Source organism: Aeromonas sp. MTB, from assembly GCF_056632455.1.
On the sequence record NZ_CP147026.1, the window covers coordinates 1,362,047 to 1,378,372 of the forward strand.

12 protein-coding genes are annotated in these 16,326 nt (G+C 59.8%); 5 read left to right on the forward strand and 7 right to left on the reverse strand.

The annotated features are described in order from the left end of the window. The first annotated feature begins 45 nt into the window (after positions 1–45). Both WBR25_RS06395 and WBR25_RS06400 read left to right on the forward strand, forming a co-directional pair. Positions 46–1,170, forward strand: a complete 1,125-nt coding sequence (locus tag WBR25_RS06395; protein ID WP_479749581.1) for an adenosylhomocysteinase — start codon at positions 46–48, stop codon at positions 1,168–1,170. Between the two features lie 76 nt (positions 1,171–1,246). Further along, entirely contained in the window at positions 1,247–1,555 is a 309-nt protein-coding gene (locus WBR25_RS06400) for an Rdx family protein (protein ID WP_019445942.1), read from the forward strand. 114 nt (positions 1,556–1,669) lie between these two features. Here WBR25_RS06400 and olsF read toward each other — a convergent pair whose 3' ends face one another. Then, entirely contained in the window at positions 1,670–3,379 is a 1,710-nt protein-coding gene (olsF, locus tag WBR25_RS06405) for a bifunctional ornithine lipid synthase OlsF (RefSeq protein ID WP_479749582.1), read from the reverse strand. A gap of 202 nt (positions 3,380–3,581) precedes the next feature. Further along, the gene (gene pepT / locus WBR25_RS06410; protein WP_479749583.1) at positions 3,582–4,805 is read right to left on the reverse strand and encodes a peptidase T; all 1,224 of its coding nucleotides are present in this window, start codon (positions 4,803–4,805) and stop codon (positions 3,582–3,584) included. 1,014 nt (positions 4,806–5,819) lie between these two features. Here pepT and speA point away from each other — a divergent pair. Continuing rightward, entirely contained in the window at positions 5,820–7,721 is a 1,902-nt protein-coding gene (gene speA, locus WBR25_RS06415) for a biosynthetic arginine decarboxylase (protein WP_164537221.1), read from the forward strand. A 122-nt stretch (positions 7,722–7,843) separates the two neighbouring features. Beyond that, positions 7,844–9,063 (forward strand): IS3 family transposase gene (locus WBR25_RS06420; protein WP_479749584.1). Its coding sequence is split into 2 segments (ribosomal slippage): positions 7,844–8,192 and positions 8,192–9,063, totalling 1,221 coding nucleotides; the frame shifts between segments, so codons are not numbered across the junction. Positions 9,064–9,130: 67 nt separating this feature from the next. Here the strand turns inward: WBR25_RS06420 and WBR25_RS06425 are convergent. Together WBR25_RS06425 and WBR25_RS06430 are read right to left on the reverse strand one after the other, a co-directional pair. Continuing rightward, entirely contained in the window at positions 9,131–9,655 is a 525-nt protein-coding gene (locus WBR25_RS06425; RefSeq protein WP_371178069.1) for a hypothetical protein, read from the reverse strand. Continuing rightward, entirely contained in the window at positions 9,652–11,649 is a 1,998-nt protein-coding gene (locus tag WBR25_RS06430) for an alkyl/aryl-sulfatase (protein WP_479749585.1), read from the reverse strand. The genes WBR25_RS06425 and WBR25_RS06430 overlap by 4 nt, the downstream gene beginning before the upstream one ends. A gap of 234 nt (positions 11,650–11,883) precedes the next feature. Between WBR25_RS06430 and WBR25_RS06435 the strand changes: the two genes are divergently transcribed. Then, positions 11,884–12,072 (forward strand): hypothetical protein, encoded by a 189-nt coding sequence (locus WBR25_RS06435; protein ID WP_005334402.1) that lies wholly within the window; start codon positions 11,884–11,886, stop codon positions 12,070–12,072. An 80-nt stretch (positions 12,073–12,152) separates the two neighbouring features. On the opposite strand, the gene WBR25_RS06440 is transcribed toward WBR25_RS06435, so the two are convergent. The 3 genes from WBR25_RS06440 to WBR25_RS06450 all read right to left on the reverse strand — a co-directional run bounded on the left by WBR25_RS06440 (position 12,153) and on the right by WBR25_RS06450 (position 16,214). Beyond that, on the reverse strand, positions 12,153–12,440 hold the full coding sequence (locus WBR25_RS06440) for a hypothetical protein (RefSeq protein ID WP_108613157.1): 288 nt from the start codon (positions 12,438–12,440) through the stop codon (positions 12,153–12,155). A 268-nt stretch (positions 12,441–12,708) separates the two neighbouring features. Then, positions 12,709–14,715, reverse strand: a complete 2,007-nt coding sequence (locus tag WBR25_RS06445) for a methyl-accepting chemotaxis protein (protein WP_479749586.1) — start codon at positions 14,713–14,715, stop codon at positions 12,709–12,711. A 203-nt stretch (positions 14,716–14,918) separates the two neighbouring features. Beyond that, positions 14,919–16,214: an SLC5/6 family protein gene (locus tag WBR25_RS06450; protein ID WP_005334398.1), complete on the reverse strand. Its 1,296-nt coding sequence runs from the start codon at positions 16,212–16,214 to the stop codon at positions 14,919–14,921. Positions 16,215–16,326 lie beyond the last annotated feature (112 nt).

Here is a 16,326-nt window from a genome sequence, read left to right on the forward strand (position 1 = left end):
GCCGGGTTCTGTTTGCCTGCTTTGCGGCACATAAGGAGGCCACAGTTGCGCAGTCAAGGATCTGAGCATCTGTTTTTTCGCCATTTCACCGGACAGGGACGTATCGACGGTCTCTGCATTCTGCTGGTCACTCACCTGCTTCCCGATCGCCCCCGTTTTATCGACGCTCTCGGTCAAATTGGACGGATTGGGGCCATTTTGCCCAAACCGAAATCGGTACACGGTCCGACCCTGGAGTGGGTATCCCAGCACTATCCGGTGCTGCCCCTCAACCGACGCTGGACCAATGAACCCGACAGCATCATCCAGCAGATTGCGCCGCTGGTGGCCCCCCACGAACGATTGCTGATCCTCGATATTGGCGGTTACTTTGCCAAAACCCAGGTGATCTTGAGTGAATACTTCGGCCCCCGTTTCCTCGGGGTGGTGGAGATGACCGAGAACGGCCACCAGCGCTATGAGCAGGAGGTGCTGGCGACCCCGGTGGTGTCGGTGGCACGCAGTCCCCTCAAGCAGGCCGAGGATATCCAGATTGGTCTGAGCGTGGTCTACTCCGCGGAGTCGCTGGCTCGTAACCTCAACCGTACTTTCAACGTCTGCGAAGCCGTGCTGTTTGGCTATGGCAAGGTGGGGCGCAGCATCGCCCGCGACTTGCGCTGTCGCAACCTCCATCTCGGGCTGGTGGAGACCGATGTGCTGCGACAGGTCGAAGCGCTCTCTCACGGTTTTCGCTTGATCACCAAGGCCGAGGCGTTGAGCCGCGCCGAGCTGGTGATCTGCTCTACCGGCAACGGCTCGCTGGATTTGGCGGATCTGCAGGCGCTGCGCCCAGGCACCATGGTCGCCTCGGTCACCTCGGCCGACGACGAGTTTGCCTTCTCGCTGGCCCAGTTGCCGTGGCCGAGCGAAGAGGTGTGCCCTCATGTGCTGGCCCTTAACCGGCCGGATGGTACCCAGATCTACCTGCTCAACCGGGGCGAGGCGGTCAACTTCGTCCATGGCGCCGTGATTGGTGAATATGTCTATCTGGTGCTGGCGGAGATCATGGAAGGGATCCGGATGCTGGCGGCAGGCCCTCTTGCACCCGGCCTGTTCGAGCTGCCAGAATCGGCGATGCGTACCATTGCCCGCCATTGGCTGGTCGATTTTCATGGGGTTGATCAGCACTGATTTGACCAAACCGGGATCGGCCATTGGGCAGCGGTACGCCACTTCCCGCCATTGTCGCTTTTTTATGGAGTCACTCATGACCGAGTCTGAAACCCTGATCAGCAAACCCCGCATCGAAATCCGCTACTGCACCCTCTGTCGCTGGATGCTGCGCGCCGCCTGGCTGGCGCAGGAGCTGCTCTCCACCTTCGACAGCGATCTGGGGGAGGTGGCGCTGGTGCCGGCCAGCAAGGGGGAGTTCCGCATTCTGGTGGGTGGGGTGCAGGTGTGGGATCGGGTGGTGGATGATGGCTTCCCCGAGGCCAAGGAGATCAAGCAGCGGGTGCGTGACGTCATCGCCCCTGAGCGGGATCTCGGCCACTCGGATCGCAAGGCGGCCGAGTAACGCCAGATGGGCCGAGCGCCTCGAAAAGGTGCTGAGCATGAGAGCGAAAGGAGAGGGAGGCGATGGCCTCTCTCTCCTTTTTTGCCTTTGGCTGTTTGCCTGGCGCCAGCAGGGCTATGAGCGCGGCTCGGTCAGATGGCTGCCGATATAGCGGGCCCGCTTGTGGGACTTGATCCGGCTCACATCGACCCACACCAGCCCATCGATGCAGTGGTTGAAGTCGGGGTCGATGCCAAAATCCATAAACTGGACGCCGCCCGGCTCGCACAGCTCGGAATACTGCTTGTAGAGGGTAGGGATGGCGCAGCCCAGATTGTCGAGACGGGCCTTGAGTGCTTTGAGATCGGCGCCGTAATCCATCCCCTCGAACAGAGGTTGCGTCTCGGGGTAGGGACGGCGGGAGGGGGCCAGCGCCAGCTCGGGGGCAAAGTGCTGGCGGTAGAAGCTAACCAGCAGATCCTTGGCCGCCGGCGGCAGGCTGCCGGAGAGCGACACCGGGCCAAACAGGTAGCGGTAGCGGGGATAGCGGGCCAGATAGGCTCCGATACCGAACCAGAGATAATCGAGCCCCCGCTTGCCCCAGTAGGCGGGCTGAATAAAGCTGCGGCCAAGCTCGATGGCCTGTTCCAGCCGGGGCAGCAGCTTATCCTCAAAGCCGAACAGGGTGTGGCTATAGAGGCCATCCTTCCCCTTGCTGGCCAGCAGCTCCGCCACCGGGGCGAACCGGTAGGCGCCGATAATATCGAGTCGGGCCGGATCCCAGAGGATCAGGTGGTGATAGTCGTTGTCAAAGCCATCGAGATCCCGCCTTTTGCCGGATCCTTCCCCCACTGCGCGAAAGGCGATCTCCCGCAGTCGCCCCAGCTCGCGCAGGATCACCGAGTGGCTCAGTTCGTGGCGGCGGTAGAGGTAGATCCCCTGACCATCCGGGGTGGTGCCGAGCTGTTCGCAGCTTTCGATGGCCTGTTTGAGCTGGCGACGATCCTCCGGCAGGGCGATGGGGGCCTCGGTCTGCAGCCGTCCCGCCTTGCCACGGCCAATCCGGTAGAGGTGGTTGCGCACCAGCCGTGCCGCCGTCTTGGCGGGCAGATCCTGAAAACTGCCGAGTGGAATGCGCGCTCCTATGGTCACCGGCAGGGTCTGCCCCTGCTGGCGAAACAGCTGGCGTACCAGCAACAGGGCGGAGGCGGACTTGTTGAGCCAGGAGGCGAGATAGAACCAGAGGCTGTTGCGCCCTCCCAGATGGATGGGCACCAGCGGGGTGCGGGTGCGCTGGGCCAGCTTGATAAAGCCTGCCTGCCAGGGGCCATCTTTCACCCCCTTGAGGCCAAGCCGCGAGACTTCACCTGCGGGGAAGATCACCAGCGCCCCTTCATGGGCGAGGTGTTCGTTCATGGCGAGGATGGCCTGTCGATCGGTCTTGCCCTCCATATTGTCTACCGGCAATAGCAGAGGGCGCAGCGGCGCGAGTTGTGCCAGCAGCTGGTTGGCGACGATCTTCACATCGGGGCGGATGCGACCGAGCAGTTGCAGCAGCGCCAGTCCGTCCAGCGAGCCGATGGGATGGTTGGCAACAAGAATGACCCGGCCGCTGGCGGGAATATGCTCCAGTTGCGCCTCGCTGACCCGATAGTCGAAATCGAGCTGGGTCAGCGCCTGCTCGACAAAGTCGAGGCCGCGCAGGTGCGGGTAGCGGGCGGCAAAGTTGGCAAAGGCACGTTCGTTGAGCAGCCAGCCCAGCAGCCGCTTGAACAACGGGGTGAGCAGGGGGTAGCCAAGCAGGCGGGGGAAGTGCTGGGTCAGCAGGGTATCGATAGTGAACATCTGGAGGGCTCCGGCGATCCGTTGCTCCCAGCATGATGTGACACTGTTCCCGCGACATGTCAGCGGGATGACAGTTTGATGGCAGTGGCAGCCAGTTGCTCCTGAGCGACCCTCCCCGGTTTCCCTTTGTTGATGGGTGATGGCCAGATAGAAAGGGGGGAGCCGGTTAACCGGCTTCCCCCTTGGTTGTCATGGTAATCGATTAACCGCGCCAGGCTGCGGTGAGGCGCACCAGCTCCACCAGGGTGGCGACCGATTTCTCCATGGATTGCAGCGGGATGAACTCGTGCTTGCCGTGGAAGTTGTGGCCACCGGTGAAGAGGTTGGGGCAGGGCAGACCCATAAAGGAGAGGCGGGCGCCATCGGTACCGCCGCGAATGGGCTTGATCTTCGGCACCACGTCGGCAGCCTCCATGGCGGCCTTGGCCAGCTCGACGATATGCATGTGCGGCTCAATCTGGCTGCGCATGTTGCGATAGCTGTCGGTCAGGGTCAGCTCGATGCGGGCCTTCGGATACTCGGCCTGCAGGGCGGCCACCCGGTTCTGCATCTCGGCTTTGCGTGCGGCAAAGTGCTCGTCGTCGAAGTCACGGATGATGTAGTGCAGGGTGCTCTCCTCCACTGTGCCGCTCATCTGCGCCAGATGGAAGAAGCCCTCATACCCGTCGGTGCACTCCGGGGTCTGCTCGGCAGGCATGGCGGCGTGGAAGCGGGTGGCCAGGGTCTGGCTGTTGATCATGCTCCCCTTGGCGGTGCCGGGGTGGACGTTATTGCCGATAAAACGAACTGTGGCGCTGGCGGCGTTGAAGTTTTCATACTCCAGCTCGCCCAGTTCGCCGCCATCCACGGTATAGGCCCACTTGGCCGGGAATCTCTCCAGCGGGAACAGGTTGGCGCCGCGGCCGATCTCTTCATCCGGGGTAAAGCCGACCCAGATATCGCCACGTGGGATCTCGGGGTGGGCCTGCAGGTGGTCGATGGCAGTGAGGATCTCGGCGATACCCGCCTTGTCGTCGGCGCCAAGCAAGGTGGTGCCGTCGGTGGTGATGAGATCCTGACCCAGGTAGTTTTTCAGGAAGCGGTAGTCACGGATGGCGAGCACCTCGTCACCCTTGCCAAGGCAGATGTCGCCGCCCTGATAGTTTTCGATGATTTGCGGTACTACGTGCTCCGCCTCGTAGTCGGCGGTATCCATGTGGGCAATCAGGCCGATAGCGGGGGCGTCCGGCTGGTTGCCCGGCAGGCAGCCGGTGAGGTAGCCGTGCTCATCCAGGGTGACCCGGGTTAGCCCCAGCGCCTTCATCTCTTCTTGCAGGGCGCGGGCAAAGATCAGTTGGCCTTCGCTGCTGGGGCAGGCTGGATTGGTCTCATCGGAGCGGGTATGAAAAGTTACGTAACGCAGAAAACGCTCAAGCAGGGTATCCATTAGTCAGCCTCTAACCGATTGTGAGCGGCCATTGTGGCCAATCCGTGCGGGGCACTCATTGCGTCAGCGCAGGTTTTTCCCATTTTTTGACGCAAGGGAAGAGCGGCGAATGTGCGGCGAGCGGGGCAACGTCCGGGAGGGAGATCGCATAAATGTGGCATTTATTGCGATATTTAGGCGCTGGCGGTGGCGGCCAAATTCCCCTCAGCGACCGCACAGCAAGGCGTCAGCCCAATCATGGCGTTTTCACACACTTTTCAAGGGGAAACCGGGCTGTCGCATAACCTGCGCCATCCCAGAGCCCGCCTGCTCGCCAGCAAGATTTGATCGACTTATTAAAAGGGGATTTTGAACACTATTTTTTATTGTCACTGCCCGCGGTAAGTGTGTACACTCCGCGCCGATCCAAGGGCAACCCTGAAGCAGGCAGAGCCGCCAGAAACCCGACCGATCATACGCCTATAGGGCGAGGCACGCAGAAACGACAGACACTGCTGGGGAATGGTTTCTTTAATACCGGTTAGGCTCCGGTATCAGGGAGAACAACAGACTCTCATCCTTCATTTGACCGAGTGGGCCACCGGCTCATCATCTTCCCTTGTCATGGGCGGTCACTGACGGTGAGGTGGGCTGTGGTTGTTGTCGTCTATCAACACGCATGCGTGCTGGCGCCTTCGCTTCTCTTCCTTGGAACCCTCTCCTTCTGTCGGGATCGCTGCCGAATGATGAACTGACGGCGTGGCTGATGTCGTCTGTCATCAAAGTACCGCGGCGCTACGGCATAGTGGCACCGCATACCGTTGAGCTTGATGTAAAGCCACCAGCCCCACATCAAGACTCGTTACTTCCCCAAGATCCACCAGGCAGCCTCTGGCTTGCCGCGATGTGCAAAGTGTTGGTTTGGGTGGCTGCGTCTCGTGATGGCAGCGCTCGCCGTACTCTGCACTAGATGGTCTGGATGTGATTGAGGGTAACGAAGGCGACTTTGGGTCGCTCATTTGCGAGGCATAGCCCATGACTAACTGGTCCAGCAAGGACTCCTTGAAGGTCTACAACGTTCCCTACTGGGGTGCGGGTTTTTTCAATATCAATGACGCCGGTCATGTGACCGTCGCCCCCGACAAATCACGCCCTGACGCGCATATCGTGCTCTCTGACGCCATTGAACAGTTGCGTCAGTCCGGGCTGACCACCCCCGTGTTGCTGCGCTTCCCCGATATTCTCAAGAGTCGGGTCGATGCGCTGTTCAACGCCTTTGGTCAGGCCATCGAGAAGTCAGGCTATGAAGGGGACTACCTCTGCGTTTACCCGATCAAGGTAAACCAGCAGCGTCGTGTCATCGAGACCATCAGCCAGTCCTACAGCGACAAGCCCCGGCTTGGCCTGGAAGCTGGTTCCAAACCGGAACTGCTGGCCGTGCTGTCCCATCACCATGAGCAAGGCTCGGTGATCGTCTGCAACGGTTACAAAGACCGCGAATATATCCGCCACGCCCTCTTGGGCAACCTGATGGGCCACAAGGTCTACATCGTGGTGGAGAAGCCCTCCGAGCTGGAGATGGTGCTGGACGAGTCAGCTCGTCTCAACATCAAGCCCAACATCGGGGTGCGTGCCAAGCTCGCTTCCACCGGCTCCGGCATGTGGGAATCGAGTGGCGGCTCCATGTCCAAATTTGGTCTCTCCGCCTCCCAGATCCTGGCGCTGATCGAGCGTCTGCGCGGGCTGGGCAAGCTGGATTGCCTGCAGTTGCTGCACTTCCATCTGGGCTCCCAGATCGCCAATATCCGCGATATTCAGGGCGGCATCCGCGAGTGCGGCCGTTTCTACGCTGAACTGCGTCGCCTCGGTGCCAACATCGAAGTCGTGGACGTCGGTGGCGGCCTGGGTGTGGACTACGAGGGAACCCGTTCCCAGAGCCACTGCTCCGCCAACTACAGCCTCTCCGAGTACGCCAACAACGTGGTATGGGGCATCGGCGATGTCTGCCGCGAGTTCGACCTGCCGCACCCGACCATCATCAGCGAGTCTGGCCGTGCCCTGACCGCCCACCACGCCGTGCTGGTCACCAATATCATTGGTGCCGAAGGGGTGGAGATGAACGACATCAGCGCGCCGGACGAAGATGCACCGACCATTCTGCAGAACATGTGGAAAGGCTGGCTGGATCTGCGCGGCGAAGATCCCTCCCTGCTGGAGATCTTCCATGACTCGGTGGCTGATCTGGGTGACGTGAATACCCAGTACACCATGGGCCTCTTGAACCTTGAACAGCGTGCCTGGGCCGAGATGCTGCACCAGAACACCTGTCTGGCACTCAAAGAGATGCTCAATCCGGTCAACCGCAACCACCGTGCGCTGGCTGACGAGCTGAGTGAAAAGCTGGCGGACAAGTGCTTTGCCAACTTCTCCCTGTTCCAGTCCCTGCCGGATGCCTGGGGTATCGGTCAGGTATTCCCGGTGATGCCGCTGGCTGGTCTCGATCGTCCGCTTAGCCGTCGCGGTATCCTGATGGATATCACCTGTGACTCCGACGGTCAGGTCGAGCACTATGTCGACGGTCTGGGGGTCGAGAGCACCCTGCCAATGCCGGTCTACGGCGAGAACGAAGAGTGCCACGTCGGCTTCTTCCTGGTCGGTGCCTATCAGGAGATCCTCGGCGATCTGCACAACCTGTTCGGTGACACCCACTGCGCAGAAGTGTGGCTGGACGAAGAGGGCAAGATGGACATTCGCAACGTGGTGCGCGGCGACACCGTCGACCAGCTGCTGCGTTACGTCAACATCGACCCGTCCGTGATCCGCGAGAACTACCAGCGGATCGCCGCTCACCCGGCGCTGGACGATGCCACTCGCAAAGCCCTGCTCGACGAGCTGGAGCTGGGCCTGCAAGGCTACGCTTATCTGGAAGACGAATAAGCGCCCGCGCTTGACGTTCGCCGTGAAGGCATAAAAAAGGGAGGCATTTGCCTCCCTTTGTCCTATCTGTGTCCCGTCCTGAATATGGTTTACACCTTTCCCCCCAATACATGGAGAACCCGATGGGACAAGGTGTGAAACGAACACAGCGCGATTACTCACTGACTTTTAAACTGGCACTGGTCGAGCAGATTGAAAAAGGCGAGCTCAGTTGCCAGCAAGCACAAGCCCGATATGGCATTCAGGGCAATTCGACCATTCTGGTATGGTTACGTAAACATGGTCGGCAAGATTGGAGCCAGGGGGCTTCTGTACGTGCCGGCAGGAGCATCACCATGCCTGACCCCGACAACCAGACGCCAGAACAGCGCATCAAGGAACTTGAGCAACAGCTGGCGCTGATGAGCCAGAAGGCCCAGTTCTTTGAGGTCGTCGTCGATGTACTGAAGAATGACTACGGCGTCTCCATCGTAAAAAAGCGACCCGGCAAGTCCTCTCGCAGCGGCAAGTCGAGAAGCTGACCATCGTCAGGGCTTGCCTGTTTCTGGGGATAAGCCGGCAGGCTTACTACAAGCGCAATCGGGTCGCCGACGAGCGCCATGCTCAAGGGCTGCAGGTGGTGCGCTTTGTGCGTCAGGTTCGACTGCGACAACCTCGGGTGGGTACTCGCAAGCTGCATTATCTGCTCCAGGGTAAGGATGATGGCGGGCTCAAGGTCGGGCGGGACAGGTTGTTTCGGATATTGGCCGAGCACCGCCTGCTGGTGCCACCCAGACGGGCTTATCACAAGACCACCCACAGTTTTCACCGTTTCTACCGTCATCCCAACTTGCTCAAGGCGGGGCCAGAGCAGGTCACGCCGGTGGCCCCGGAGCAGGTCTGGGTCGCTGATATCACCTATCTGCCCGCCAGGAGCGGACCGCTGTACCTGAGCCTGGTGACGGATGCGTACTCACGCAAGATAGTGGGCCATCACGTGCACGAAGGGATGCACGCCGAGTCGGTGGCGATGGCGTTCAAGAAAGCGCTGAAGCAACGACGTGGCAGCGGGGAGCTAATCCATCACTCGGACCGCGGCGTGCAGTATTGCTCGGGGCTGTATCAGTCATTACATGAACGGTACGGGGTGAAATGCTCGATGACGGATGGGTATGACTGTTACCAGAATGCGTTGGCGGAGCGGGTGAACGGGATTTTGAAAGGAGAGTTATTGTTGCAAAGCCCGCAGGATTTGACGCAAGCGCGGGAAATGGTGCGTGAAGCGGTGGATATTTACAACGCGGAGCGGCCGCATCATGCGTTGAAATACAGAACCCCCGATGCGGTACATAGAGGGTTCTGAGTAGAAAAATGCTAGTTGAAAATGTGTAAACCTATTTCAGGACTAGACACTGTTTCTCCTGTGGTGGTCAGGTCTGCGAGCTCAGCGCCTTATGCAGATCTCGCTGCAACTGCTGATTGTCGTCTCTTTGCAGCTCCACAATACCCAATTGCAGTCCCTGCTCGATGGTGAGCGACCCATTCAACATGGCGTTGATGGCGGCTTCACTCAGCAGCATCACCCGGTCTTTGGGGTTTGGGCCGCTGGTGTGCAACTGGAGCAGTAGGGACTCCTTGCCTCGTACTCTGGACCAGAGTCCTGAGTCGATAAGCAGGATGGAGATCCCGCCACCTACCCCTGCCTGCTGGAGTCGACTTTTGAGGGTTTGGAGCCATGCCTGGCTACGGGAGAAGCCGGCTTCGCCTGTCAGGGCTGCCAAGGGGGGTAACTGCTCACGGCTCACCGCAGTCGCCGTCGCCATGGCAATATTGACCGTCCCCGGCCAGCTCTGTTCGAACGGATTGGGATAAAGGGCATCATAACCACAGCTCTGCCCCATCCTGGGGATGAGGCAGAGCAGGACCATGCATGCGCGCAAGGTGCGTTGCATCATGGCGTCACTATGTTGAACCAGAAGTTGAACTTGTCGAGCAGGCTGATGAAGTCACTGAACTTCTGCTGATCACCCTCGATCTTGATCTCGCCGTTGGCGATCTTCTGCTCCATGGTGCCCTGACCGAGCTGGATATCATCCAGCGTCTTCTTGCTCAGGGTAATGGTCACATCAGGCTTGGCGGCATAGCGGGTTGTGTGGTTGAGCACCGAGTTCTCCAGACTCAGGGTATGTTTCTCCCCGATGTCGGTGAACGCCATGTTGATGACCATCTTCTTGCCCGCCGCTTTCTCGGGATTAATGCGCACCGAGAGATAGTCAAACAGCATGCTGGGGCTCATGGCCCGGATGGTGTCCGGTGAGGCGGTGACTGTTCCGCCAACATTGGGAACGCCATTGCGCAGCTCATAGGCGCCTTGCAGATAGACGGAGCGCCACGGGCCGGATTCAGCCTGATAGCCCAGCTGCTCCAGTGCATCTGCCAGCAGCAGCTTGCCCTCTGTGTTGTTCGGGTTGGCAAACACCAGATGCTTGAGCACTTCTGCTACCCAGCGATATTCCCCCTTGTCGAACGAAGCTTTGGCTTTTTTCAGTACCTCCTGCTCGCCCCCCATGAACTCGATATATTTGGGGCCGACCATTTCTGGGGGCAGGTTGTCGAGATCGGAGGGGTTGCCGGAGTACCAGCCCATATAGCGCTGATAGATGGCGCGGCTGTTGTGGCGCAGGGTGCCGTAGTAACCGCGGTTCGGCCAGAAGTCGTTGAGCTCGGGGGGAAGGGTGATCTGCTCGGAGATCTCCTCGCCGGTGTAGCCCATGTTCATCAGGCGCACCGACTGATCGTGGATGTATTTGTAGAGATCCCGCTGCTTTTTGAAGTAGTCGACGATATTGGCATTGCCCCAGCGTGGCCAGTGGTGGCTCTGGAACTTGACCTCGGCCTGATCACCCCAGGTTTCGATGGTCTCGTTGAGAAAGCTGGCCCACTTCAGCGCATCGCGCACCTGAGCGCCGCGCAGGGTGAGGATGTTGTGCATAGTGTTGGTGGTGTTTTCGGCCATCCACAATGCTTTGCTGTCCGGGAACCAGGTGTTCATCTCGGCCGGGGCTTCGGTGCCCGGGGTCATCTGGAAGACCATCTTGACGCCATCGACCGTCAGCGTCTCACCGGTTTTGGTGATAAAGCGGGTTGGCAGCAGCAGCGAGGGCACGCCGGTGGAAGTGGTTTGCCCCAGACCGCCGTTGACGCCCCCCTGCGGGTTGCGCGGCAGCAGGGCGCCGTACATGTAGACGGCGCGGCGGGCCATGGCATTGCCGGCGATGACGTTTTCCGACACCGCGTGTTCGGTAAATCCTTCCGGCGCGATGATCTCGACGCCGTTCTTTTTCACCTCGTCCAGCGAGTTGAACAGACCGGCGGCACCGCCGTAGTGATCCACGTGGGAGTGGCTGTAGACCACCGCAGTGACCGGGCGCTCCCCTTGGGTCTTGTTGATGAAGGCCAGCGCCGCCTTGGCGGTTTGCGGGGAGATCAGCGGATCGAACACCACCCAGCCCTTGTTGCCTTCGATAAAGGTGATGTTGGAGAGATCAAAGCCGCGAATTTGGTAAATCTTGTCGGTGACCTTGAACAAGCCGTACTGCATGTTGAGCTGGGCATTGCGCCACAGGCTGGGGTTGACGCTGTCCGGCGCGGTCTTGTCGAGGCCGATGTAGGTCTTGTACTGCTCCAGATCCCACACCACGTTGCCCTTGTCATCCTTGATGATCAGGGTCTCCGGTTTGGCGATAAAGCCACGCTGGGCATCCTCGAAATCCTGCTTGTCATTGAAGGGCAGGGTGGTGAGCACCTGCTGGTTTGCCTTGATGGTAAATTCGCTGGCAGGCTTGGGGTCGATGGCGGCCTTGGCCGACTGCACAAGAGCAGGCTGCACAAGCAGTGCGCCACAGAGCAAGAGCGAGAAAATCGTGGGGGTGGAAAGCCTCGGTTTCATCGGTATGACTCCAGATGGTGGTGTGGGTCGACAGGGCTAAGTGTAGTCAGGCTCAAGTCAGGGAAGAGAAGAAAGGGGGACTTGCGCTACACAACGCCATCCGGGAGGAAAACAGCAGGAATTGCGCCCGCAGGAGCACTGCCGTTGCACATCTTGATCTGTATCAAGATAGGTCGCAGCGGGTTGTTTTACGGTCAGAGTGATGTTGATGGGATGTAACAAAAGGATGTGCATATGGAACTGAAAAGGGACCCGAGATGCTATACCGACGTCTGTATCGACGGTAAGTGGTATCACTACGACCACTGCAGCACCAACGTCTACATGCTGATGGGAGGCGCCGCGCCGAGCCTTCAGCTGGCCTATGAGCCGAGCAGCGAAGAGGAGCTGATCGAGATGCTCCAACAGCTGGGGCGCTTCTGACTTACCGAATTGATATCTTGCCATATGGCCATCGGGCGCGTTGCCACGATGGCCACCACTCTTCACCGCTGTACCTTATCTCAGCGGTTTTTATTGCCCAATAACCCCTTGCCAATCTCCAGCATGGCGACGGCCGCGGCGTAGCTGCTATCGGACTTGCCTATCTCATCCGCCACATAGAGAAAATTGGATTGGTACTTCTCGACGGCCTCCCGTGGGCTGGTCGCGTCAATAAAGTCCTCCTCCACCTCGAATCCTTGGGTCAGCAGTGCCGCCTTTTCACTCAGAAAAGTCGGAGATGCCATGTCGATAAAGGTGTATTGCTGCCGATTGGATGCCGGAATGGTAAAAAACTGGTATCTGGCCATGGGTAAATCCTCGCTTGAAGCGGGTGATAGATGACGTGACGCTGGTTTTAATCTGTGGTTCGCAGACGGCTTGGTTTCCCTTAACATCATCGAGAGTGCGTGTCGGGAATGCCGCATTTTGTTTTCGTTCGAGACTACTTTGTTGGCGTTTGCCCGGCAAGTGGGGCGCAGAGATTTTCTGGATGATCCGTGCAACTCAGACGTTGTAGGCAGGGGCGAGACCGGGATAATGCCGGGCTCACGTTGAGCCCGGCTTGTCAGCGCTCTGTTACAGCACGAAGCTCTGTACCATGGCGCGCAGCTGTTCGGTGAGCTGGTGGATCTGGCGGGCGGCATCGCGGGCGGCGTTGGCCACTTGCAGCGCCTCGTCACTGCCATCGGAGATGCGCACCACGTTGCGTTCGATCTCGTTGACCACTGCGCCCTGCTGCTCGATAGCGCTGGCGATGATGGCGTTGGTATCGACCATCCGATCCACCTTCTCGGTGATGGCGCCGAAAGCCTGTTTTGCCTCCTGCGCCAGCCCGACCCCCTCCTGCGCTTCATGGCTGGCCGCCGACATGGCGGTGACCGAGGCGCGGGCGCCGGATTGCAGCTGTTCAATCATCTGCTGGATCTCGACGGTGGCCCCCTGGGTGCGGTTGGCAAGAGAGCGTACCTCGTCGGCCACCACCGCAAAGCCGCGACCCTGCTCACCGGCCCGGGCCGCTTCGATGGCGGCGTTGAGAGCCAGCAGGTTGGTCTGCTCGGCGATACCGCGGATCACGCTGATGACGCCACCAATCTGACTGCACTGCTGCTCCAGCTGGCCTATGGTGTCGGCGGTGCGCAGCACCTCGCGGTTGATATGATCGATGGCCTTGATGGTGCGATCCACCACATCCTCTCCCTGACCGACCACGTTCTGCGCCTCCTGGGTCATGTGGGCGGCTTGCAGGGCGTTGCCCGCCATGTCTTGTGAGGTGGCGGCCAGCTCCTTGATGGCGGTAGCGACCTGATGGGTCTCCCCTTGCTGATCGGCAATGACCTCCTGCGAGCGGCAGGTGCGCGCTTCGATCTCGGTAGCGCTCTCCACTACTGTGACGCCATTTTCACGCACCCGCAGCATCAGGGTGCGCAGGGTCTCCAGGGTCACGTTGTAATCCCGGCTGATGGCGGCCAGCTCGTCCTGACCGACGATCTCGATATGCTGGCTGAGATCTTGGGCGTTGACCCGGGCGGCAATATCACGCACCCGCCCCACGGTTTCGCGCAGGGAGAGATAGGCACCGATCATCAGGTAGAGGTAGAGCAGCAAGCTGACGGTCAGCGGCGCGGTGACCCACCAGAAGTGGCGCTGGTTGGCGGCCAGCCGCTGATGCAGGTCGGCCTCCAGCCGCTGGCGTACCTGGCCTGCCAGCGCGGTGATAGCCTCGTCCATCTTATCCCCCAGTGCCTGCACCTCCTTGGTGGAGAGCTGCACCAGCTGATCCTTCATCATCTTGTTTTCCATGGTCTCGACCCCCTGACGCACCAGCTGTATCAGAGCATCGGTCTGCTGACCCAGCTCGGCGCGGTAGGCCGGTTCAATCTGGTAGAGCAGGGTCAGATCGGCCTCCAGCTCCTGCAGGGTGGCGCTGATAAGATCAAGACGAAAACGCAGGCCGCTGTAACCCTCGGCCTGAAACAGGCCGAAATCGGCGATGGTGGCGGCGCGATCCCGCACCTGGGCCAGCAGGTCGCGCAGTTGCGGCAACCGCTCGCTGGCGAGGATCACCATGTAGTAGGTACCGAGCGCCGGATCCTGGATCAGGCTGCTACTGGCGGTAATGTGCTTGTAGAGGTGGCGCACCTCGGTCAGCAGCTTGTCGTGGCGCAGGTTGCTCTGCTCCACTTCCAGCTTGCCCGCTTCACTCTGCAGGGCGGCCCAGCCCTGCTGGATCACCTCAAAGGAGGGGTTGTTCTGGCGGGTGTCGGCAAAGGCTTGCAGGCTCTGATCAACGGCTTGCGCGGCTGCCTTGACCTGATCATCACCGACCGGATCCACCTCATGGGCGTGACGGGTCACCAGATTGCGATGGGTGAGCAGGGCTTGCTCGATAGCGGGCACGGGGGTGAGATTGACCACTCCCGCCAGCTCGCGGTTGGCCTGGACGTTGTCATCCTGCAGCCGCCCCAGCAGATTGGTCATGCTGTAGGCCAGTGGCAGCAGCATCAGGCAGGACCAGAGCAGGAATTTGTATTTGAAGGAGAGCTGATTGCCCAGCCGGATGGCGGGGTTGAAAATCCATTTCATGTTAAGCCTCGATACCTGAGTGCGGGCGTGATTCGTGTTGCCTGAATAGTACTCCGAGCGGCCTCCCTTGGGTGATGGCCGGTTGCAAGTTGTGATCCCCTTGGCTTTTTACTTCCGGGCGGGGGCGCGGTCAGCCGAGCCAATAGAAAACGGGCCACCCGAAGGTGACCCGCGGTCGATAAGGGGATATCCGCCTGCAACCGTCAGTTGAACGCCAGGAAGGGCGAGACGCAGAGCAGCAGGCCGGTGACGATGATGATGTAGAGGGAGGTGCCCTTGTACTTGTGCAGCGCCGGTACCTGATAGACCAGATAGGCCGGGATGAGGCAACCCACCATGCCGAAGATGGGGCTGCAGATGGAGGTGAAGCTCAGTACCGGTGCGTTGAGCACGATGGCACCCCAGGAGAGCATGACGGTAAAGACCATGATCCCTTTGCCTACCAATCCTTTGTTGATGCGGTTTTCCGGCATGACGCGGCGCAGCAGGTTCATTGCCAGCCCCTGACAGGCTTCACGAAAGCCCAGATAGACGCCGAAGTAGGCGGTCATTACCGCAAAGATGTTGAGGGTGAGGCTCAGGAGCTTGAGGGTCTGGCCGGGCATCCCCTGGGCTACCATGGCCAGCGCGGAGATGTTCTCTTCAGAGGCTTTGACCGCCTGATCGTGGCCCATGGCAAGAGTGAAGGAGACCGCGTAGAAGAACACCACCACGAACAGAATGCCGAAGGCGATATTCATGGCGCGCATCGCCTTGAAGCGGGCCACTTCCAGCGACTTTTCCCGTGAGCGGTAGGAGATCACCATGGGGCTCAGGCTCTGGATAAAGAGGATAGAGGTGAGGGTAAAGGGCAGCATGATGATAGCATCCTTCATCCAGTCACCGGCGGCGGGCATGGCGGTGATGTTGGCCGCATCCCACTTGTCCACCATCATAAGGCCGAGCACTGCGACCACGCTGATCTTGGTCAGCACCATAAAGGTGGAGATCTTGAACAGCAGGTTCTCGCCGCGCGAGGCCAGAGCCACCAGACCGCAGATCAGCACCAGACCGTAGAGCGGGTTTTCGGAGAGCAGGCCGTCGGTGACGCCGAAGCTCTGCAAGAAGGAGGCGCTGTCATTGGTGATGGCGGTGGAGTAGACGAAGACCCAGATCACCAGCATCACGAAGTAGAGCGCGCCGAGCAGCACACCCCAGTTCTTGCCGAGGTAGCCGGTGATGACGCTGGGGTAATCCTTGCACTCCGGCGAGGTGGCCAGGGTGTTGATAAAGAGGCGCTGGAACATATACATGGCGGGGTAGCCGATCACCGCCGAGAGCAGAAAGACCCACAAGCCCATCAGACCCACCTGTACCGGCAGGAAGACGATCCCTGCGCCGATGGCCATGCCGATGCTCATGATGATCCAGCCCCAGTCGGTGCTGTCGAAGCGAACCGCTTCTTTCCATTCCAGCGTGCCCATCACGGGGCTGGCGAGTGTAGTGCTATGCGCGTCCATTAAAACCTTCTTTTTTGTAGGGATGTGGGAAAGCGGCGCAAATATAGTTGAATGAAACTGTCATAAACAATGCCCATAAGAGTACTTTTGTTCAAATCAGGATGGTGATCAC